The organism is Robertmurraya sp. (genome assembly GCF_036676585.1).
GTDB lineage: Bacteria > Bacillota > Bacilli > Bacillales > Cytobacillaceae > Robertmurraya_A.
In genome coordinates, this window is record NZ_JAKFCQ010000055.1 from 1 (window position 1) to 21,675 (window position 21,675).

General features: G+C 36.4%; 23 protein-coding genes. 15 read left to right on the plus strand and 8 right to left on the minus strand.

What is annotated here, in order from left to right; genetic code table 11:
* On the plus strand, positions 1 to 416 hold a 416-nt coding region (locus ACGLXV_RS06565; RefSeq protein WP_391558002.1), incomplete at its 5' end, for a competence protein ComK.
* A 52-nt stretch (positions 417 to 468) separates the two neighbouring features.
* Here ACGLXV_RS06565 and purU read toward each other — a convergent pair.
* Complete coding sequence (gene purU, locus ACGLXV_RS06570; RefSeq protein WP_391558003.1) at positions 469 to 1,383, minus strand: formyltetrahydrofolate deformylase; 915 nt, start codon at positions 1,381 to 1,383, stop codon at positions 469 to 471.
* Between the two features lie 118 nt (positions 1,384 to 1,501).
* Positions 1,502 to 2,203, minus strand: a complete 702-nt coding sequence (locus ACGLXV_RS06575) for a TVP38/TMEM64 family protein (protein WP_391558004.1) — start codon at positions 2,201 to 2,203, stop codon at positions 1,502 to 1,504.
* Between the two features lie 288 nt (positions 2,204 to 2,491).
* On the opposite strand from ACGLXV_RS06575, the gene ACGLXV_RS06580 reads away from it, so the two are divergent.
* Positions 2,492 to 3,985: an alanine/glycine:cation symporter family protein gene (locus ACGLXV_RS06580; RefSeq protein WP_391558005.1), complete on the plus strand. Its 1,494-nt coding sequence runs from the start codon at positions 2,492 to 2,494 to the stop codon at positions 3,983 to 3,985.
* 179 nt (positions 3,986 to 4,164) lie between these two features.
* A complete protein-coding gene (locus ACGLXV_RS06585; protein ID WP_391558006.1) occupies positions 4,165 to 4,923 on the plus strand; it encodes a DUF2161 domain-containing phosphodiesterase in 759 nt (252 codons plus the stop codon).
* 199 nt (positions 4,924 to 5,122) lie between these two features.
* Here ACGLXV_RS06585 and ACGLXV_RS06590 read toward each other — a convergent pair whose 3' ends face one another.
* A complete protein-coding gene (locus tag ACGLXV_RS06590) occupies positions 5,123 to 5,341 on the minus strand; it encodes a hypothetical protein (RefSeq protein WP_119708738.1) in 219 nt (72 codons plus the stop codon).
* 170 nt (positions 5,342 to 5,511) lie between these two features.
* Here ACGLXV_RS06590 and ACGLXV_RS06595 point away from each other — a divergent pair, with 170 nt between their 5' ends.
* The 3 genes from ACGLXV_RS06595 to ACGLXV_RS06605 are packed head-to-tail and all read left to right on the plus strand — an operon-like array spanning position 5,512 to position 8,180.
* Complete coding sequence (locus ACGLXV_RS06595) at positions 5,512 to 6,288, plus strand: SGNH/GDSL hydrolase family protein (protein WP_119708737.1); 777 nt, start codon at positions 5,512 to 5,514, stop codon at positions 6,286 to 6,288.
* Between the two features lie 10 nt (positions 6,289 to 6,298).
* Entirely contained in the window at positions 6,299 to 7,207 is a 909-nt protein-coding gene (locus ACGLXV_RS06600; RefSeq protein WP_391558007.1) for an ABC transporter ATP-binding protein, read from the plus strand.
* The gene (locus ACGLXV_RS06605; RefSeq protein WP_391558008.1) at positions 7,200 to 8,180 is read left to right on the plus strand and encodes an ABC transporter permease; all 981 of its coding nucleotides are present in this window, start codon (positions 7,200 to 7,202) and stop codon (positions 8,178 to 8,180) included. Before ACGLXV_RS06600 ends, ACGLXV_RS06605 begins: the two co-directional genes overlap by 8 nt.
* 26 nt (positions 8,181 to 8,206) lie before the next feature.
* On the opposite strand, the gene ACGLXV_RS06610 is transcribed toward ACGLXV_RS06605, so the two are convergent.
* The gene (locus ACGLXV_RS06610) at positions 8,207 to 9,514 is read right to left on the minus strand and encodes an ATP-binding protein (protein WP_119708734.1); all 1,308 of its coding nucleotides are present in this window, start codon (positions 9,512 to 9,514) and stop codon (positions 8,207 to 8,209) included.
* Between the two features lie 211 nt (positions 9,515 to 9,725).
* Positions 9,726 to 10,079: a hypothetical protein gene (locus ACGLXV_RS06615; protein ID WP_391558009.1), complete on the minus strand. Its 354-nt coding sequence runs from the start codon at positions 10,077 to 10,079 to the stop codon at positions 9,726 to 9,728.
* Positions 10,080 to 10,491: 412 nt separating this feature from the next.
* On the opposite strand from ACGLXV_RS06615, the gene ACGLXV_RS06620 reads away from it, so the two are divergent.
* On the plus strand, positions 10,492 to 11,283 hold the full coding sequence (locus tag ACGLXV_RS06620) for a TIGR00266 family protein (RefSeq protein ID WP_119708732.1): 792 nt from the start codon (positions 10,492 to 10,494) through the stop codon (positions 11,281 to 11,283).
* A 239-nt stretch (positions 11,284 to 11,522) separates the two neighbouring features.
* Positions 11,523 to 12,242 carry a YebC/PmpR family DNA-binding transcriptional regulator gene (locus ACGLXV_RS06625; protein WP_119708731.1) on the plus strand — a complete coding sequence of 240 codons (720 nt, stop codon included), beginning with the start codon at positions 11,523 to 11,525 and terminating at the stop codon, positions 12,240 to 12,242.
* Between the two features lie 50 nt (positions 12,243 to 12,292).
* Here ACGLXV_RS06625 and ACGLXV_RS06630 read toward each other — a convergent pair whose 3' ends face one another.
* Complete coding sequence (locus ACGLXV_RS06630) at positions 12,293 to 12,751, minus strand: DinB family protein (RefSeq protein WP_391558010.1); 459 nt, start codon at positions 12,749 to 12,751, stop codon at positions 12,293 to 12,295.
* Between the two features lie 147 nt (positions 12,752 to 12,898).
* Between ACGLXV_RS06630 and ACGLXV_RS06635 the strand changes: the two genes are divergently transcribed.
* Positions 12,899 to 13,306, plus strand: coding sequence for a GtrA family protein (locus ACGLXV_RS06635; protein ID WP_391558011.1), 408 nt, complete (start codon positions 12,899 to 12,901; stop codon positions 13,304 to 13,306).
* A 106-nt stretch (positions 13,307 to 13,412) separates the two neighbouring features.
* Here ACGLXV_RS06635 and ACGLXV_RS06640 read toward each other — a convergent pair whose 3' ends face one another.
* Complete coding sequence (locus ACGLXV_RS06640) at positions 13,413 to 14,339, minus strand: MerR family transcriptional regulator (RefSeq protein WP_119708728.1); 927 nt, start codon at positions 14,337 to 14,339, stop codon at positions 13,413 to 13,415.
* Positions 14,340 to 14,594: 255 nt separating this feature from the next.
* Between ACGLXV_RS06640 and ACGLXV_RS06645 the strand changes: the two genes are divergently transcribed.
* The 5 genes from ACGLXV_RS06645 (at position 14,595) to ACGLXV_RS06665 (ending at position 19,534) form a co-directional block, all read left to right on the plus strand.
* Positions 14,595 to 15,581 carry a zinc-binding dehydrogenase gene (locus tag ACGLXV_RS06645; RefSeq protein ID WP_391558012.1) on the plus strand — a complete coding sequence of 329 codons (987 nt, stop codon included), beginning with the start codon at positions 14,595 to 14,597 and terminating at the stop codon, positions 15,579 to 15,581.
* 157 nt (positions 15,582 to 15,738) lie between these two features.
* Entirely contained in the window at positions 15,739 to 16,134 is a 396-nt protein-coding gene (locus ACGLXV_RS06650) for a GntR family transcriptional regulator (protein WP_391558013.1), read from the plus strand.
* Positions 16,121 to 17,020, plus strand: a complete 900-nt coding sequence (locus ACGLXV_RS06655) for an ABC transporter ATP-binding protein (RefSeq protein WP_119708725.1) — start codon at positions 16,121 to 16,123, stop codon at positions 17,018 to 17,020. Before ACGLXV_RS06650 ends, ACGLXV_RS06655 begins: the two co-directional genes overlap by 14 nt.
* Positions 16,995 to 18,983, plus strand: coding sequence for a DUF6449 domain-containing protein (locus tag ACGLXV_RS06660; RefSeq protein ID WP_391558014.1), 1,989 nt, complete (start codon positions 16,995 to 16,997; stop codon positions 18,981 to 18,983). The genes ACGLXV_RS06655 and ACGLXV_RS06660 overlap by 26 nt, the downstream gene beginning before the upstream one ends.
* Positions 18,984 to 19,012: 29 nt before the next feature.
* Positions 19,013 to 19,534, plus strand: coding sequence for an RNA polymerase sigma factor (locus ACGLXV_RS06665; protein WP_119708723.1), 522 nt, complete (start codon positions 19,013 to 19,015; stop codon positions 19,532 to 19,534).
* Positions 19,535 to 19,585: 51 nt separating this feature from the next.
* On the opposite strand, the gene ACGLXV_RS06670 is transcribed toward ACGLXV_RS06665, so the two are convergent.
* The gene (locus ACGLXV_RS06670; protein WP_119708722.1) at positions 19,586 to 20,032 is read right to left on the minus strand and encodes a YndM family protein; all 447 of its coding nucleotides are present in this window, start codon (positions 20,030 to 20,032) and stop codon (positions 19,586 to 19,588) included.
* 189 nt (positions 20,033 to 20,221) lie between these two features.
* On the opposite strand from ACGLXV_RS06670, the gene ACGLXV_RS06675 reads away from it, so the two are divergent.
* Positions 20,222 to 21,583, plus strand: coding sequence for an aspartate kinase (locus ACGLXV_RS06675; RefSeq protein WP_391558015.1), 1,362 nt, complete (start codon positions 20,222 to 20,224; stop codon positions 21,581 to 21,583).
* Positions 21,584 to 21,675: the final 92 nt, after the last annotated feature.

A 21,675-nucleotide genomic window follows, 5' to 3' on the forward strand; every position in this document is an offset into this window, starting at 1 on the left:
CTCCTAAAAGAATTTTAGAGGAAACCATGAAATACTATGGATTTACCTTAGAAGGGGCTATTAATGGGGCAAAAGCAGTATTAGGTAATTATCATATGGTCCCAATAGTTATTAGTGCACCTTTGAACATGTATTGGTTTCCAACCCAATCTCCTTCTAGTGACCACTGTATTTGGATTTCGCTAGTACATATTGAGGACATTGTACAATATAGCTATCTGCAGTCCCTTGTTTCTTTTAAAACGGGGATGTCAATTATCATTAATAAGAAAGCCGCTAGATTAATAAACAAGCAACAGCAAACGGCCATTTTAAAAGTACGAACAGAACAGCGGCTTGCCAAGAAGGATTCTTACTTTATCCTACATAATAAATATAGTGGAGTCCAGAGAGGAGAAAATCCATTGGTAGAATAATTGAAAAAAAACCGGCATATGTAAATATGTGCCGGTTTTTTGGTGAAATGTTTTAGTCAAAGACGATTGTTTTGTTTCCAAACGGAATAATTCTATGGCTATTATGCCATTTTACCGCCTTTAATAGTACCTTCCTTTCAACTTGACTTCCAATTTTCTTTAAGTCAGAAAGTTCATGATGATGTTTGACGCGCTCGATATCTTGCTCAATAATAGGTCCTTCGTCTAGATCATCCGTTACATAATGGGCTGTTGCACCAATTAATTTAACACCTCTTTCATAGGCACGCTTATAAGGATTTGCTCCTATAAATGCAGGTAGGAAAGAGTGGTGAATATTAATAATTTGATATGGATAATGCTCGATAAATGCTGGAGATAATATTTGCATGTATCTTGCTAAAACAATAGTATCTATTTGATATTCTTTTAATAGTTCCAATTGCTTCTTTTCAACTTCTTCTTTTGTTTCACGAGTAATAGGTAGATAGTAAAAAGGAATATTAACATTCTCAACATATTCTCTTAAATCCTCATGATTTCCAACAACTAATTTAATATCACCTAACAAATCACCACGTTGCCATTCTAGTAATAATTCGAGGAGACAGTGATTCTCCTTTGAAACAAAAATGGCTAAGTTTTGTGATTCACTTCCATAATTAAAGGAATACTTCATATCAAATGTTTCGGATAGAAGTTCGAATGACTTCTCAATAGATCGTTTTTTATTTTCTAAATCTGAACATTCGAATTCAATTCGTAAGAAAAAATGACCTGCTTCTGGGTCAGTTGAATGTTGGTTTGAATCGATAATATTGCAGTCATGTTCATATAATGTCGTTGAAACCTTCGAAACGATGCCTGGTCTATCAGGGCAGCTGATTAGTAGGATTCCACGATTACTTCTTTTGTCTTGTATGCCGTGTTCCAAGGTAATCCCCCTCGTTGTAATAATATTGTCCAATCATACTACACACTAAAGTAGTTTTGTACATAAATATTTTTTTAATGTGAAATTTGATAATTTTCAGAACGTAAGAAAAATCCTAGTAGTAAAACTAGGATCAATTGAATAGCCTTTTTTATTCCTCCATTTTAGAAGGAGTTTTTCTTTTTTTACTGTAAACATAATAAAAGGTGAGAACTATGAGGAATATTCCCCCAAGTATATATTCGTTAATAGTGGAGGATAAAAAACCAGCAGGAATAAGTGCTAAAACGAAAAAGTAAATAAAATTTCCAAATAGGGTTCCGAGAAGAAAGCTAGAAAACTTAATAGAACTGACCCCCGCTAATATATTCACCAAGCTAGTCGGTACAAAAGGAATTATTCTTGCTTCAAACACATAAAGAAATCCTTTATTTTCAACTTTTTCTACCAGCTTTTCATCTACTTTACTTAGAAGCCAACTTTGAAATAAATAGCGAACAAGAAAGAAGATAATGATGGCGGCAAGAATACTTGTTAACCAGCTCCATAAAAAACCTAACAAAAAGCCAAAAAAAGTTATATTAATGGTTATTACTATTAGTAATGGGATGATCGTGAATGTGTTTTGAATGATCATGACAAATGTTGAAAATAGTAAAATACTGATTCGATTGTTTCCAACAAATGTTTCTATCTTCTGTAAGTCACCCTCAAGGATCGCTTCAAACAGAGTAGTATTTTTCAGGAAAATAAAAATACCTAAAATAATAAGAACAAAAACTACATTTCTCCAATTTAACAATAGCCCGCTTATAGATCGATTTTTCATATAAGTTACATTAGTGGATGACACAATTATTCAACCACCGCTTCCCCTTTATCTAGACTATTTTCCGCCTTGTTTATCTTATTAACTCTCCGTCAATAGTGTACCACAGAGAGGGTGTCAGACACCCTAAAAAGACAAAATGGGCATATTTGTCCGTGTGGTATGGACAGTGGTGATTAAATTCTATTGTAATATAATCTTACATAAAGAAAACTTTTTAAATCGAAATATTTAAAAAATTAAAAATAATTCTTTTCAATTGTGACAACTCTTATTATAATAAGAAAATAATATACTAAAGGGGGAATTTATTTGGAAGATTTTGTGAACTGGTTGAATGGAATTATATGGAGTCCAGCACTTATTTATTTATGCTTAGGAGTAGGATTGTATTTTTCACTTGCGACTAGATTTTTACAGGTTCGTCACATGGGTGATGTTGGAAAATTAATGTTCCAAAAGCATTCATCAGAAAATGGTATTACTTCTTTTCAAGCTTTATCATTAGCTCTATCTGGACGTGTAGGTACAGGTAATATCGCAGGGGTTGCAACAGCAATTGCTTACGGTGGACCTGGTGCTGTTTTTTGGATGTGGTTAATTGCGTTTTTAGGAGCCGGATCTGCGTTTGTTGAGGCTGCGCTTGGTCAAGTGTACAAAGTAAAACAAGATGGTCAATACCGTGGAGGACCTGCTTTCTATATTGAAAAAGGTTTGAAAATGAAATGGTATGCAGTTTTATTCGCATTTGTTACGGTGCTTGCAACGGGTGCTTTGCTTCCAGGAGTTCAAGCAAATAGCATCGCCGCGGGTATGGATAACGCATTTGGTATTAGTCCGGCAATTACGGGAACTATTGTTGTTTTCGTCTTAGCTGTAATCATCTTTGGTGGAGTTAAGCGTATTGCTCGTACAGCAGAGATTATCGTACCGTTTATGGCGGTAGGATATATTATTGTAGCTTTAGCAATTATTGTATTAAATTTTTCTCAATTACCAGGAGTTATTTCATTAATCTTCTCAAGTGCTTTTGGCCAAGATGCTGCTTTCGGTGGAATTCTTGGATCTGCTATCTCTTGGGGGGTAAAACGTGGGATTTATTCAAACGAAGCGGGTCAAGGTACAGCACCGCATGCGGCATCAGCAGCAGAAGTTTCGCATCCCGCGAAGCAAGGGATTGTTCAAGCTTTCTCGGTGTATATCGATACATTATTTGTTTGTTCAGCAACAGCGTTTATGATATTAATTACAGGTATGTACAATGTTACTCCTGAAGGGGCTGACCCAATTCGTACGAATTTAGAAGGAGTAGAACCTGGTCCTCAATATACTCAAGCTGCGGTTGAGTCAGTAATGCCAGGATTTGGTGGTCCATTTGTTGCAATTGCTTTATTGTTCTTTGCATTTACAACAATCATGGCGTACTACTATATGGCAGAAACGAATCTTGCTTACATAAATAGCAAGAAGAGCCGTAAATGGATGGACTATGTATTACGTGTTGTATTCCTATTTATGGTGTTCTACGGAAGTGTGAAGACAGCGGGTCTTGCTTGGACGCTAGGTGATATTGGGGTAGGAAGTATGGCGTGGCTTAACATTATTGCGATCGTTTTACTAACGAAGCCAGCATTAAAACTTCTTCGTGACTACGAGGAACAAAAGAAAGCTGGTAAAGACCCTGTATTCGACCCAGTTAAAGTCGGAATTGAAAACGCAGAATTCTGGGAAAAGGATTATGTGTACCTTGGAGATCACGAGGAAACTAGAAAAGATTTTGAAAATAGTAAAACAATAAGTAAATAAAGCTGTTGCTTAAGCTCATAATGATTTGGTAGATGTTCATTACACCAAATTGATATGAGCTTTTTTATTTGTGAACTGTCCACCTGAGGAGGACAAAAAGGGGAAAGTGTCCACGAAGGGTGTCTGACACCTACCCGGTGTGGTATACTTTTCGGAAAAGGGCTAGAAGGGGAACGGGAATGGTAAGTAAGGAAAAGAAGCTCTACGAAGTAGATTTATATAAACCGATACAAAAGTTTTTTACAAAGCTTGGTTATGAGGTACATGGAGAAGTCCATCATTGTGATGTAGTGGCACTAAAGGATGATGAATTAATCGTTGTCGAATTGAAATTATCCTTAACGGTTGACCTCCTGATGCAGGCAACAAAAAGACAGAAGCTTACGGATCAAGTGTATATAGCAATACCTAAGCCAAAATATAAGATGAACTCAAAGAAATGGCACGATCTTTGTCACTTATTAAAAAGGCTCGAATTAGGGTTAATTGTTGTTTCTTTTTTAAAAAGCGGTGCTAAAATGGAAGTCTGTTTTTCCCCACAACCATTTAACAGACAGAGAAGTAAAAATTATCATGTAAGAAACCGGAAAAAGTTGATCGAGGAAATGAAGGGAAGAAACGTTAATTACAATGTTGGTGGAAGTTCAAAAACAAAAATTATGACCGCATACAAAGAGAACTGTATACAAATTGCCAGTTTGTTAGATAGAAACGGCTCGATGACCCCAAAAGCACTCCGACAACAAGGTACGGGTGAGAAGACACTCTCGATTCTTTCAAAAAATTATTATGGCTGGTTTGTAAAAGTAGGCAGAGGTGTGTATACCATTACTGATTTAGGAAAAAAAGAGTTGAAAGATTATCCTGAAGTAGTTAATCATTTCCTTGTTGCTGAAGATAAAAAGACAAACGACGAGTATCTAAATGAAAATTCATGAAATTGTCAACCTAACTTACTCTTCGTTTTACTAATTTTTGTTAAGATTAAGATACAACATAATATTTATTAGGCTATGAGAATTGGAGAAGCCGTTAAAACAGTGGGAGTACATCACTAACTCCCATGAGTTTTTACGGCTTTTTCCTATTCTAACGATGGTTAGGTGACTATTGAAGGGGAAGTGATGGTTTTCATTTTTATGATGATTTTTGTTGTTCCTCTAAATGGATAAGGGAACCTTTTTTTATCCAATATTGAAAGCTATCAAGTGGAAATACACCCCTACAATTAGAGTTCTCCATTTGAATCACAACTCCATCTCTTGTTAACTCTACAATTTTCAGTTTGTCCGAATTGCTGATATTTGGGATGAAACTCTTTGTCATTTCAAATGACATATTGTTCATTAAATCCATTTCTCATACTCCTTAATGGTAACTTTCTTTCTTTTTTAATTTGTCCAAAATTAGATATTATATCCATAATTTAGTAAAGATTTTTGATAATAAGAAGGTCAAATTTGAACAAAGCAGTTTCAGTCAGTAAAATATGAGTATAGACCGATACTGCTATTAGGAGAAAAATTATGAATAAAACGTATGTTACCATTGTCTCGTTCTTATCGATTGGAGCATTCCTGGTTTTGCTATTTGGGTTTTCATGGACCATTCACAATCAATTGAGTAAAAAAGAATCTACGGTAAGGGAACAAACTCAAGTTGAGGAAATTGTAAATGAAGAGGAAGGAAAAACCATTGTTGCACTTGGCGATTCTCTTACTAGGGGAACAGGTGATGAAGAAGGAAAAGGATATATTGGTTATTTAGTTGAGGAATTAGAAGAAAAAACGGATGAAAAGCTTACTCTTCATAACTATGGAGTGAAAGGGTACCGTTCAGAACAACTTCTAACTCAAATAAAAGGGGAAACGATACAAAATCAAATCAAAGATGCAGATGTCATTCTAATGACAATCGGTGGAAATGACTTGTTTCAAGGCGGACAAACTCTCGTTAATCCAAAGCAAGACGAGATATCGGTTATAAAAGACCAATATGTAAATAACCTCAAAGAAACCATTGATATGATTAAATCAATAAATCAAGATGCCGTCATTTTTCTAGTGGGCTTATACAATCCCTTTATTGACCTTGAGGATGCTGCAACGACAACGGCTGTTGTAAGAGATTGGAATTATTCAACCAATCACCTTCTTGATCAATACCCGAATACAGTTTTTGTACCAACCTTTGACTTATTTCAGCTTAAGGTGAATGACTACTTGTTTTCAGACAAGTTTCACCCAAATAGCAAAGGGTATCAATTAATTGCGGAAAGAGTAGCTTCACTAATAACATGGTAGGAGTTTTATAATGACGGAGATAACTTTATCTATTAAAGGATTACGAAAAAGAATAGGGAAAAGAGAAATTATAAAAGGACTAGATTTTGAGCTTAAAAGCGGTGAGGTATTTGGTTTTTTAGGTCCTAATGGAGCAGGGAAAACTACAACTATTCGAATGTTAGTAGGGTTAATCCGCCCAACAGCAGGAAGCATTCATGTATGTGGATATGATGTAAAGAAGGATTTTGTTAAAGCTATGAGTCACCTAGGGTGCATTGTAGAAAATCCGGAGCTTTATCCGTATTTAACGGGGATGGAAAATCTTCAACATTTTTCTCGGATGATACCGAATTTCGATTCCGAACATTTAGAATATGTCGTTAAATTAGTCAGACTTCAAGATCGAATCGATGATCCTGTTAAAACCTACTCACTCGGAATGAGACAAAGATTAGGAATTGCTCAGGCGCTTCTTGGAAAGCCGAAGGTGCTGATATTGGACGAGCCCACAAATGGATTAGACCCGATGGGAATACGTGAAATGAGAGAATTTATCCGGTTTTTAGCTGAAAAAGAAGGCTTAACCGTGCTGGTATCTAGTCATTTACTCAGTGAAATACAATTGATGTGTGATAGGGTGGCTGTTATTTCAAAAGGAAGAATAATTAAAGTGGATACGGTTAGCAATTTATTAAATCTTCAAGAGCAATTAGTTTGGAAAGTGACTCCAGTTGAGAAGGGAACAAAGCTTCTGCAGGCGGCTACATCGGTAACGCTGGATGAAGAGAACCGGTTAGTAACTCCGTTCTCGGAAAAATCCTCTTTGTTGAATCAATTGCTTGTAGAAAATGGGGTAGAGGTCCACGAAATCCAAAGGAAAGTGCCTACTCTAGAAGACCTATTCCTCGAATTAACAGGAGGAGAATCCGTTGAATAAGCTTATTTTTAATGAAATACTAAAGATTATCCGGAAGAGAAAACTGATTGTTGTTGTAGCGATTATGGCCGTTTTAATCAGTCTTTTTACATATGCACAATTTCGGGAGGTTCAAAGACAAATTGAAAAATTAGGGGATGTTGATTGGAGAAGCACTTTACAGCAACAAATCGTTGATACACAAAACCGATTAACGAGCAGTGGTATCTCGGATGAATGGAAAGCTCAATTACAAATTCGTGTCCAACAGCAACAATACTACCTAGATAATAATATTAATCCAGCCGAGCCAGGTGCTCCTACATTTGTTCGTAGTTTTGCGCAAGAATCGATTACCCTCTTTGTTCCATTATTAATTATGATCATTGCTGCAGACATAGTATCTTCAGAGAGGAGTGCAGGTACGGTAAAGCTTCTATTAACGAGGCCGGTGAAAAGGTGGAAGATTCTACTAAGTAAGTATGTTGCATTATTATTGTCCATTTCAATTATTGTTGTCCTAATGGGATTACTAGCGTATCTGATCTCAGGAGTGGTGTTTGGATTCGGAGGTTGGAAGGCACCAATTTTGACAGGTTTCACTAGCATGGGAGGAGAGCTTAATACTTCAAATGTTCAATTAATAGATCAGTGGCAGTACATTTTGATGGAGTTTGGATTAGTCTGGTTTGTTGCGATTGTCGTCGGAACTCTTAGTTTTATGTTATCCGTTTTATTAAAAAGTACATCAGCTAGTATGGGAGTCATGCTTGCTGCTTTAATTGCAGGATTAATTTTGAGCAATCTTGTATCATCCTGGCAGTCAGCGAAATATTTGTTCATGATTAATCTTGATTTAACAGGATATTTAGCAGGAAGCGCTCCTCCAGTACCCGGGATGACACTTTTATTTTCTATTGGAGTACTAGCTGTTTGGGCAATTGTTGGGTTGCTAGTCTCTTTTACTGTCTTTGTAAGACAAGATGTATATTAAAAAAGTACCACTTATGTGGTACTTTTTTATATGGCAGCAGAAACTTCAGCCTCCGTTAGTGGGAGAATTACTTCGAAAGTTGTTCCAATACCAACTTGGCTAGATATATGTATTTTACCTTTGTGATTTTCAATGATTTTAAAGCAAGTCGTAAGACCTAAACCGGTTCCTTTTTCCTTGGTCGTGTAAAATGGTTGTCCGATCTTTTCGAGCGTATCTTTAGGAATACCACATCCTGTATCGGAAAAATAAATTGAAACAAACTGGTAGTCATTCACAAGACTTACGTGAACTTTTCCGCCATTTTGCATGGCTTCTATCGCATTTTTAATAATATTTATAAAAACTTGTTTAATCTGGTTTTCTTCCCCATACACCCAGATAGGTTTTTCATCTTTCTTCAGCTTTATTTCAATACTATTCATATTGGCTTTTGTGCTGATAAGAGCAATAACATAGTCTAAAGTTTTAATGATGTCAAACTTTTTTAGATTGACTACTTGTGGTTTAGATAGAAGCAGCATCTCGCTTAATACAAGTTCGATCCTCTCGATTTCTGAAAATATGACATCAATATACTCTTTTTGGAGATGTCGTTGTTCTTTCAGCAACTGAATAAATCCGGAAATGGAGGTAAGTGGGTTTCTTACTTCATGTGCAATGGCCGCAGACATATTTGCAACCACACTTAACTTGTCAGAGTGTATGGCTAAGTCTTCGTTTAATTGAAGCAATTTTAACTCTGAAAGCTTCCATTCGGTAATATCCGTTAATGTTCCAACCGTAGAAATAAGCTTTCCATTATCATTAAAATTAAATTTAGAGTTGACTTCTATCCAAACAAAGCCTCCATCCTTTTTACGTAAACGTACTTCTTCCTGGACAATCTGAGTGGAATGCTTAATCGTTTCAATAGCTCGTTGGTTCATCCATTCTTGGTCTTCATGGTACACATAGAATAATAGGGAGCGCCCAATACTTTCAAGGGGAGAATAGCCAGTAACAGTCTCCCAGGCTGGATTCAACACGGTAAAACAACCCAAGTGATCCGTTTGATAGACTACTTGATTCAAATTGTTAAATAAGTATGTATTTGTTTCTAATAGTTTTTTGTAGTTTTCTTCACTGTTTGATAGCTTTTTAAAAAGTACTTTTGATTTGTCAAAATACGAACCAAGGCACCAAGCAGTAATTGCGAAGGTAAAAGTGAAAGGAAGGTCAAGCCATGGATCATACTCATAATTTTTTGCTACATAGAAAACCATATTCCATGTAGTCATTCCAATCAAAAACGCAATAGTTGAGATCAATCTACCTTTGTAGCGTTCAAACATTGGTCCAACTCCATCTCATAAAAACTTATTATCATTCCTGATATAACTTAATATAACCTAATTTTGCTATCCTTGGAATAGAATTTCCTTTGATTTAAAGTAAAATTTTTAAAATTCAAACTATTTATTTCGTAATTTGAAATATTAGATGAAATTAAGATAAATGAGAAGAGGGAAGAGATCAGCAAATAGATTCTTCCCTTGCAGTCTATTAAAAGTCCTCATCTTGGGTGGAAAAAGGTATATTTAGCCTTCTTTCAACTGTTCTTAGTCGTTGATTCAATCGACTTAGGCGACGAGTGTGTTTTTCATCGTTTTGGTTCAGTCGAACAATTTCTTGATTTATTCTGCCAATTTCTTTATTTATTCTTGTGATTTCTTGTATTTGACGAGTTAATTCTCGATTCAGGCGTTCAATTTCTTTTGTGTGGGCTTCATTTTTTCTCTCTATTGTGGATAATCTTCTTTCTAATCCTTGAATTTGAGGTGGTTGCCGATAATAGTCATGGATGGTTGTAGTTGGGACTAGATAACCATTTGTAAAATAAGTAGGGTAGTGAAACATTTGAGGCAGCTCTCCTTTAAAGTTAGTTGGTATAATTTATGAATGACTCAAATATTTGACAGGGCAGTAGCCTAGTGTAGATTTTTGTCATTCTATACATTATTTCTCGGGAAAGCGCAAGACTTGACATTTACTGCGAAATCTGTGTCGGAAAATGTATTATGAGGGCAACTGTTGTCAGAAAATTATAATAAAAAATACGTGCAATCTGTCAGTTGGTGTAATATTATTTTGCTTGAAGAGATAACTATACTACTAACAAATTGCTAGCAGTTGCTATAACGGGATTTCTATTACATAATGAGTTGGAAAAAATATTTCTATGTAAGGGAACTTCTATAAAATTTCTTCGTATATACAAATAGTAGTTTTTAATGAAAATAACAAACAGGTAAATGTGGAGGAAATGTAGATGAATAATCATGAAATTGATTTTAAGATTTATGGAGATGACATGCAGTTTGTTGAAGTGGAGCTTGACCCAGGAGAAACGGTAGTGGCTGAAGCAGGGAGTTTAATGATGATGGAGGACCACATTCATATGGAGACGATCTTTGGTGATGGTTCTTCCGGAGGTGGAGGTCTGATGGGGAAATTGCTAGGAGCCGGAAAGAGAATGATTACTGGCGAAAGCTTGTTTATGACGACATTCACGAATCAAGGAAGTGGGAAAAAGCATGTATCCTTTGCTTCTCCTTACCCGGGAAAAATAGTACCGATGGATCTCAGTGAGCTAGGGGGTAAAATTATTTGTCAAAAGGATGCGTTTCTAGCAGCAGCAAAAGGTGTATCCGTTGGTATTGAATTCCAGAGGAAAATTGGGGCAGGATTTTTCGGTGGAGAAGGATTTATTATGCAGAAGCTTGAAGGTGACGGATTGGCCTTTGTTCATGCTGGCGGGACCATTTATCAAAAAACGCTTGCACCAGGTGAAGTTTTACGTGTCGATACGGGCTGCTTAGTCGCGATGACGAAGGATGTAGATTATAATATCGAAATGGTTAAAGGTGTGAAAACAGCTTTATTCGGTGGAGAAGGGTTGTTTTTTGCTACATTGCGTGGACCCGGAACGGTTTGGATTCAATCTCTACCTTTCAGTCGTTTAGCGAGTCGTGTATTTGCCGCAGCTCCGCAGGCTGGAGGAAATGGAAGAGACGAAGGTAGTCTATTGGGTGGCGTATTTAGAATGTTGGATGGAGATTAATAAGAGACTTGATTGTAAAAAAGCTGCTACGGCAGCTTTTTTTGTTGACCTTATCGCACACTGTCCACCTGAGATGGACAAAAGTAGGGGGAATGTCCACGAAGGGTGTCTGTCACCGTTATGATGTAATCGTTATTATTCTTTCGTAAATGGAGTTGTTGCGGTATAATATGTCATGTGATTAAGTATAAGCCTAGTTAGTAGGCGAGTAGATACAATGTTGAAAGAGAGTGTTCATTATGGGCCGTAAGTGGAACAATATTAAGGAAAAAAAGGCATCCAAGGATGCAAATACGAGTAGAGTTTACTCCAAATTTGCGTTAGAAATTTATGTAGCAGCTAAACAAGGTGAGCCGGATCCGGAATCAAACCAGGCGCTTAAATTCGTTTTAGAGCGTGCGAAAACGTATAACGTACCAAGAGTTATTATTGACCGTGCGATTGATAAAGCTAAAGGTGGAGCAGAAGAAAACTATGATGAGCTTCGTTACGAAGGATTTGGACCAAGTGGATCAATGATTATTGTTGATGCACTTACCAATAACGTGAACCGCACAGCTTCTACTGTCCGCGCGGCGTTTGGCAAAAACGGCGGAAACATGGGTGTAAGCGGATCTGTTGCTTATATGTTCGATAATACTGCTGTTTTTGGTATTGAGGGTAAAACGTCTGACGAGGTACTTGAGTTACTAATGGAAGCAGATCTTGATGTTCGTGACATAATTGAAGAAGAGGATACAGTAATTGTATATGCCGAACCCGATCAGTTCCACGCTGTACAGGTTGCTTTTAAAGATGCTGGAATTACAGAATTTACGGTTGCTGAGTTAACGATGCTCGCGCAAAATGATATTAGCTTAGACCCAGAAGCTCAAGCACAATTTGAAAAGTTAATTGATGCGTTAGAAGATTTAGAAGATGTACAACGTGTGTATCATAACGTTGATTTAGGAGAGTAAAAAAGAAACAGGTCTTTATCATATAAAGGCCTGTTTCTTTTTTTATAGTTTTATGGACGATAGATGAAGAAAGGAACCTCTTCAAGTCCTAAAAGACGAACATATGTAAAAAGTTGTCCTTTATGATGAATTTCATGATCTTTAGCCAGCTCCAACATAGCTTTTCCTGGTAAGTCCATTCCAGCAAAAGCAATGATGGTATTTAATTGTTCGTCAGTTAATTTTTCCAGCTCTTGTTTAGCGTACTCAGTCTGAGCCTCTACTAATTCAATAAGCTCTTTCGCTGTGGAGACTTCCTTCTTTTCTGTTGGAGGTGTAAACACTCCAGTCTTCACTGTGTTTACGAACATTGAAGTGGAACCCGCGATATGAAGGGTAAGCTCCGACAAGGACATTCCATTTTCCCACGGTCTAAAGGAGAGTTGCTCATCGTTAACCACTTTTAGTAACTCAAGTAATGCCTTTCTATGCGATAGCCAGCCGCTAATGAAACCAGATAATTTACTCATTCATTTTCCTCCTCAATTGAAAAATAACCATCTAGATAATTATATGATACGAACTTATTTCTAACAATTTTTAACTATGTATAAATAATTTGTCTAGTTTAGAAACATAATATGTCTGGATAAAAAATGGGTAAAGTAGTGAGATTTATGAAGAATCAGACACTTATTGAATTTATCAAGTTTTCTATTGTTGGAGCAATTAATACGATGGTTGATTTTGGCGTGTTTAGCCTGTTACTGACAAATGGTTGTCCCATTCTATTGTCTCAAATCATCTCATATGGATGTGGAATGCTAAATAGTTTTATAATGAATCGTTCATGGACCTTTAAGGAGAATAAAAGAAATGAGTACTCTGAGCCCTTAAAGTATGTTGTAGCAAATGTAGCTACCTTAATTTTAGTGTCAGTGCTGATTCTACTCTTTATCAACCTGGTTCATCTTCCTGTTATAATAGCAAAGGTCATATGCACTGGGATTGGGATGGTAATTAACTTTATAAGTAGTAAGTTCTGGGTGTTTCAGGGAATCGAGAGAAGTAGGGGGTACGAGTGATTAGAAATATGGTTTTGAATAGAATATAGGTAATGCGTATTGGTCAGTTTTCATCCGCAAAAAAGACAAAGCGGGATCCACCCATACTTTGTCTTTCAACCACATATTAATCTCCCCAAAGTCTCCACCAGCTGCGTTTTTTTGCGGTTTTTGCTGCGGCCGCTTCACGGAAAGCTGAAACTAGATCTTGAAATCCTTCTTCACGTTGATGAATGTGACTAGTGAATTCTTGGAGCTCGTGAATGGATTCTCGGAGCTGCTGTTGATCTTCATGCAAAGAAAAGGCAACTGTTCGAACATCATTTTTAACATCTGCTACGGTTTGAGACACTGCTGATAGAAGCTGGTCATTTTCTGTTTGAACGGATTGGTTCATTTGATCAATTTTTTGCTCAATGCTTTCGGAGGTTGCTTTTGAATGTTTCGCAATGGTTTCTGATAAGGTTCCGAATGTTTCAGAGGTATATTTCGAATTTGATTGAATCGCTTCAGTCAGTACTTGCATGTCAGCCTTTCTCTTATCGTTTGATCTTTGAATAGACTTTGATAGATCAATGACTGTTTGTAAAGATGAGTTTGCTAACTCGTGTTTGATTTCATCCATAAGGATGGAACGCTGCTCTAATATCTCTCGCCTTACTTCGTGAATCACACCTTCTTTTAAGGTTTGAAGGCTAGCTTGAATGTCAGTTAATTGTAACGAGTACTCGGGTGTTTTTTCCGTCTCTCCTACGTCTGTCGTTGCCAACACCATTTCGAATGATTCGGAGGCAGATTCTGAAGGGGATTGTAAGTGCTTCTCTAGAAGGGTTCGAATCATCCCCTTGCCCACATTTTGAGCTCTCATAGCTGAAATTTTTTCTAATAGTTTAATTTCAACACTTGTATAATAACGCGCACCTTGCTTTGTACGCGGAATGACTAAAAGTCCACTCAAATCTTTTTCCCATTGTCTGATCGTTCCAGAGGGAATACCAAGTAGTTTTGATACCTCTTGAATAGAATAGGCTCTTGTAATTTCTTGATTTATCATAGTGACGTTCCTTTCTTATAAAAATTTAGTGGTGTGCTAATATTAACAATTATTCTCTATGAAACTAGTTAGATTCCTGCCATAAGACAAAAGCTATCAAAAATAGTGTTCTTTCCCCAAAAGCTGAGGGAAAGCTTGGTTATTTGCGATTCGAGAGTCGAAATTAATAAAAAACCTCGAAAAAAGAAGGTAGAAACTGTAAGTGTCAATCGCTAAACTAAAGGTAGGGTCATAGAAAAACGGGGAGGGTAAGGGATGAGAGCAATCGTATTACGTGAACTAGGAGGACCAGTGCAATTTCAACTAGAAGAAGTGGAGAAGCCCATACCGAATGCTCATGAAGTGCTCGTAAAGTTGAAGGCGTCAGCTTTGAACCGTCGTGATATATATGTTCGAATGGGGCAATATCCAGGAATTAAGATACCGGCAATACCAGGAGCAGATGGGGCTGGAGTGTTAGAAGATGGGTCTGAAGTCATTATCTATCCTGCATTAAATTGGGGAGAAAATGAAAACTTCTACTCAAAGGGTTTTCATATTATCGGTGTTCCTTCAGATGGAACCTTTGCTGAATACATAAAAGTACCTAAAGAAAATATATTCCCGAAGCCCCCGTACCTTAGCTGGGAAGAAGCTGCAGCTCTTCCCTTAGGAGGATTAACAGCCTACCGTGCGTTGTTTACAAGAGGAAAACTACAAGAAGGAGAGACTGTATTAATCCCTGGGATTGGTGGCGGAGTTGCAACTTTTCTTCTACAAATGGCTGTTGCTGTAAAAGCAAAAGTATTTGTTACGTCTAGTAGCCAGGAGAAGATTAAAAAAGCGATAAGCATGGGAGCTTCTGGTGGTGTAAATTATAAAGAAGAAGGATGGGATCGACTATTAAAGGAACAAATGAAAGGGTCGGCAGATCTCATTGTTGATAGTGTGGGAGGCTCTAGTTTTTCTAAACTAATTAATGTAGCAAATAACGGGGGAAGAATTGTTAGCTTCGGGGCTACGGCTGGACCAATCCCACAAATCGTCATGCCAAAAATATTTTTTAAGCATTTGGATATACTTGGTTCCACCATGGGTTCACCAAAAGATTTTACAAACATGCTGAAACTGTATGAAGAACATCAATTACGACCGGCTATAGATTCGGTTTATTCTTTAGAAGAAATGCAACAAGCCCAAGATCGAATGGAGAAAGGGAGTAATTTTGGAAAAGTTGTGCTGAAACTATCCAGCAAGTTATAACTATTTTCGCATAAGAAGCACCCATTTAAACAAAATGAGGGTGTTTTTTTATTTTTTTTAAAAAAACTCTTCTATTTTTTGGATATATAAAATATAATTCAACTGTACCACCTGTATTACGATTAATAGTACACTAGGTACAGATTGGAGGATGACCATGTTTGAGCTAGATATAAGAAGTCGAAAGCCAATATATGAGCAGCTGGTAGACAAGTTAAAAGAGCTTATTATTAGTGAAGTCATGAAAGCGGATGAACAGCTACCATCCGTTCGGGTAATGGCACAGCAACTGACAATTAACCCGAATACCATTCAAAAAGCTTATCGAGAGCTTGAGGTTCAAGGATATATTTATTCAATCAAAGGAAAGGGGAGCTTTGTGAGTCCTGATACTCCAAAGCAAAACAGTGAAAAAATGAAGACAATTAAATCTGAGCTAATAAAACTTTTGTCAGAAGCTATGTATCTTGGAATCACTAGTGATCAACTCGTTGAAATCATAAAGGAAGTGGAATCCACAATAGGGGGAGGGAGCAAGAGTGATTCAATTTAGTAGGGTAAGTAAATCCTTTGAGGGAACAGATGCGGTTGAAAATATATGCCTCCATATCCAAAAGGGATCAATATACGGGTTGCTTGGAACAAATGGAGCGGGGAAAACTACTTTATTAAAGCTTTTAGCTGGAATTTATGTTCCTGACAACGGTTCTGTATTGGTTGAGGAGAGCTCAGTATTTGAAAATAGTTACATAAAACAGCGTGTTTTCTTTATTCCTGACCAACCATTCTTCTTTTCACAATACACACTAGCTGATATGGGGAAATTTTATGAGAAAATCTACAATAATTGGAATCAAGAGAGATATGAATTACTTGTGGATGCGTTTAAGATCGATGAAAAAAGAAAGCTTCATAAATTCTCAAAAGGTGTGCAAAGGCAGGCAGCGTTTATTCTAGCCTTGTCCACCATGCCTGAAATCCTTCTTTTAGACGAGCCGATGGATGGACTCGATCCAGTTGTTCGGAAAAATATTAAAAGTTTAATTATTGAAGATGTAGCATCAAGGGAAATGACGGTTCTTATCTCTTCCCATAATTTGCGTGAAGTAGAAGACATTTGTGATTATATAGGTATTTTGCATAAAGGAGAGCTATTGATTGAGAAGGAACTTGATGACTTAAAATCTGACACTCATAAAATTCAAGTAGCATTCAAGGAAAATGTTCCGGAGAACCTATTTACCGGTGTCGAACTTTTGCATCAAGAGAAAAGAGGAAGTGTCTTTATCTGTATTGTTAAAGGAAAAGAAGCGGAAATAGTAGATAAAGTCATGAAATATCAACCTGTCATTCTCGATATTCTCCCACTAACCTTGGAAGAAATCTTTATTTATGAAATGGAGGGTGTCGGATATGCTATCAAAAACATCTTTGCTTAACCCTGAGATTTTAAAGTTAATGCTTAGAAGCTCAGGCTGGGTATCTATTATTTATTTTCTTGTATTGTTGTTTGCTATTCCATTTGAAATATTAATGAGAACTATAAATGAACGCTTGATGTTTGAACCAGCGAATGTGTTCCAATTCAATCTGGAACTTCAATATATTTTACTAGTATCCGTGCCTGTTTTATTGCCATTGTTCTTGTTTCACTTTATGCAGTCAAAACAAAGCTCAGATCTTATTCATAGTTTACCAGTAAGTAGAGAAAAGATATTCCATCAATACACCCTTTCTGGTTGGTTGATGGTAAACATACCTGTTGTCGTAATTGCAACGATTGTTTTCGTTCAGCGTAGTGTTTTGAGTCTACAATCTATATTAGAAATTGACTCAATTTTTTATTGGTTAGGGATGACAATTCTTTTTAATACCATCATATATATTAGTACAGTGTTTATCGGTATGATCACAGGTATTTCAATTGTACAAGGTATTCTTTCGTATATTTTTCTGCTTCTGCCGGTTGGATTATTTGTACTAGGCGCATTTAATCTTAAGTTTTTTATGTTTGGTTTTCCAGATAGTTATCATCTAAACGGAAAAATACAATATTTATCTCCGCTAACCATGATAGAAGCAATACAAGATATTTCTAATGTGATACTTTTATGGATCTATGCTAGCATTTCCATATTATTGTATTTCCTTAGTTTAGTGCTTTATAAAAAGAGGAAACCGGAATCTGTATCACAAGCCGTTATTTTCCCAATTTTAAAACCAATTTTGAAATTCGGAATGACTGTTTGCTGTGCATTATTGGCAGCTGCTTACTTCGGTGAGTATCGTGAGGTATCGGAAGGCTGGTTATTCTTCGGTTATCTGTTTGGATCCTTTTTCGGTTATGTACTAGCCGAAATATTACTTAATAAAACCTGGAGGGTATTTGGTAATCTTAAAGGTTATCTATACTATGGTGGTATTTTAATAGTAATCATTGCTATTTTTCAGTTCGATCTTACTAACTATGAGAACCGAATTCCAGAGATAGAAGATATCCAAAAGGTGCATTTAAGCGATGGTCCTTATCTTTATTTGAATCCTGAGCAAAGGGGGTATTCAAAAGATACCTTCTACTTAAATGAAACAAACAATATTCAATTAGTTCACGATTTGCATAAGCAGATTCTTTCCAAAAAAGAAAGTAAAAAAGCATCAGGTGAACAAATCGAAACCGCCTTTTTTGTGTACGAGTTAAAGAACGGAAAAAAATTGGTTCGTGAATACGAAATAAACAAGGATGATTATTTGGCGTATTACAAGCCGATTCATGAATCAAAGGAATATAAAGAGGTAACCTATCCATTGTTCAATTTAACAACGGATAAAATTAATATGATTACCATTGAGTCCATGGGATATAAAAATGATCGCGCCGTTATTTCTGAGAAAGCTGATATCAAGGAATTTCTATCTATTATAAAGGAAGATATATTAGCCTCTACTTATGAGGAGATGTACAGCTCAAAATCTTTTCAATCTCATATTTCCTTTTCTTTGAATAATAATAAAGAATTTTACGGATACGCAGATATCCCTGCCTTAGCTACCTACAAAGGGCTTGAAAATTGGTTAGCCGAGAAAGAACTGCTTGATAATGCCTTTATCTCGGAGGAAGACATTGATTATGCCGTGGTTCTAGAAAAAGAGGACCTCGAAATCAATCATGATGGATATTCAAATCATGAAGTTTTTACTAATATGAATAATCATCCAAACGCCAAAACTTTCAAAACGAAAGAGCAAATAAGAGAACTGATGGATCATACAGAAGACGCTTATTTACCAGACAGTAAAAAGACATACGTAATCGCCTATAAATTTAAAAATCAACAGGACCCTTATTTAGGAACGTTTGACAAGAGCGACGCACCAGCATATGTAAATGAAAAGTTTAAATAATGGATTAAGGGGAAAGGGAGGGAGTGATCATGAATGAGGAATTATCGAAGGAAGATATGATGACGATTTGTTTTAGTCATCAAAAACTTCTCTTTCATATCGCCTTCGGTATCACAAGGGATTACCACTTAGCACAGGACGTTGTACAAGAAACATTTTTTAAAGCATTTCGGAAAATAGATACCATCGTCGATGAAGCTAAGCTCCGCTCATGGTTATCCGCGATTGCTTCAAGAACAGCAATTGATTTTGTGAGAAAAGAAAAAAGAAGGAAAGAAGTACTTGAAACTGAAATCACTTACCAAGAAGTCGCATCTCATAAAAATGTGGAAGAAGAAGTGAATTCCTTGTTATTACAGAATGAAATAACAAAAGCCTTTGGTGTACTTAATGCCAATCAACAATCTGTCCTTCATTTAAAAGTTGTAGAAGGGATGAAGGAAAAAGAAATTGCCGAAGCATTACACCTTAATCAAAACAATGTCAAAACCGTATTATACCGAGCGAGGAAAAAATTATCCATGCATTTAGCAGAAAAAAACTATGCATGATATGCTAGAAATATAAGGAAGGAACGTTACTGCTCTACGGCAGTAACGTTTTTAGTTTCTCTTTCGAGGATCTGACTCCTCAGCAAATTCCGTCCCAAACGCAAGCTTCTGAGATGTACGTAGAGGTCTTTTTCTTTCTATAGGAGTCGATGGTTCTAACCGACCTATAAGAAATAAATGTACAAACACCTCAGATATTCCGATGAATGTTGCTGCCATAATACTTCCCCATGCAATCTGTTCATAGCTGTGTAGAAGAATATTTCCAAAAATCCACACGATCGCATAGACAGTGAAAAAATCGATGACAACAGCGGCTCGGTTTCCAACCCTCGGCAAAATAATTTTATCTCCAATGAAATAGGAAACAAGGGTTACCAAAATACTGAATGACAAGACTTCGGATATCCCGGCTTCAAAGAACAGGTCAAATGCAATAGTAAAAATTATAATACAAGCAATGAACTTAAGAAGGATGATTCGAAAATTTGTGCGCATAGCTTTCACTCCTTTTTACATATTGTAAACGTAAGTTTATTTTCCATTCACTAGAGGATAAGAAACATGAAAAAACTATATTGTCCTCTCTAAAAATACATTTGTCCATCTAATGAGGAAAAAATGCTTGATTCTTTACTACTTTGAAGCGATAATAAATATAAATTTTATTTATCAGGGGATGTTTACATGAAGGTAGCAAAATTCGGAGGATCATCTTTAGCAAATGGGGAGCAGTTACAAAAAGTATTTCAAATCGTCACAGCGGATCCTAGTCGAAAGGTAATTGTTGTATCAGCACCAGGAAAGAGAAAATCAGATGATATAAAAGTGACAGATTTGTTGATACATTGCGCAGAGCAAGGATTAAATGGTGAAAATACAAGTGCTACATTTGAGCAAATAATCGATCGTTACAATAGCATCGTTAAGGAACTCCATCTCTCATCAGACATTACAGAAGAGATTAAAAATACTTTACATTCTTTATTAACTGCAGATAAATCCAATCCAGACCATTATATGGAGGCTCTAAAAGCAGCTGGTGAGGATAATAATGCAAAATTAGTTGCGAGATTCTTTCAATCAAAAGGAGTGCAGGCAAAATACATCAATCCAAAGGATGCTGGATTGTTTGTCACTGATGAGACTGGGAATGCACAAGTACTACAGGAATCTTATGACAATTTATATAAACTACGAGAAGAAGATGGGATTTTGATCTTCCCTGGATTTTTCGGTTATACAAAAGATGGAAATGTTGTAACTTTTTCGAGAAGTGGTTCTGACATTACAGGCTCGATCTTAGCGAATGGCATAAAAGCAGATCTGTATGAAAATTTTACAGACGTAGATGCTGTTTATTCAGTAAATCCAAATCTTGTTCAAGAGCCAAAAGAAATAAAAGAACTTACTTACCGTGAAATGAGAGAACTTTCTTATGCTGGCTTTTCTGTATTTCACGATGAAGCATTAATTCCAGCTTTTAGGGCAGGAATTCCAGTACAGGTAAAAAACACAAATAACCCGCTTTCGCCAGGGACTTTAATTGTTCATGAGCGCAGTGTTCAAAATGGTCCTGTAACAGGAATTGCAAGTGATAAAGGGTTCTGTAGCATTTATGTTGGAAAATATTTAATGAACAGAGAAATCGGTTTTGGAAGTAGATTATTAAGAATATTAGAAGAACATGGAATGTCATACGAGCATACTCCGTCAGGAATTGATGATATTTCTGTTATTTTACGTCAGGATCAAATGGATTACGAAACAGAACAACGAATTGTTAACCTTATTCTCACAGAGTTGCATGCAGATGAAGTGAAAGTTGAGCACGACTTGGCTTTAATCATGATTGTTGGTGAAGGCATGAGACAAAATGTTGGAACAACAGCAAGAGCTGCAAAGGCACTTGCCGATGCTGGTGTGAATATTGAGATGATTAACCAAGGCTCATCTGAAGTGAGTATGATGTTTGGTGTAAAAGAAGCGGATGAAAAGCATGCAGTAAAAGCACTTTATAATGAGTTCTTTGTCGGTGTACCGGTATAAGATAGGAGAAGCATGAAAATTCATGCTTCTTTTTTTGAAATAATAATCTTGTTTTAGTAAAAAATAAAGGAAATATGAAAAAACAAGAGGTC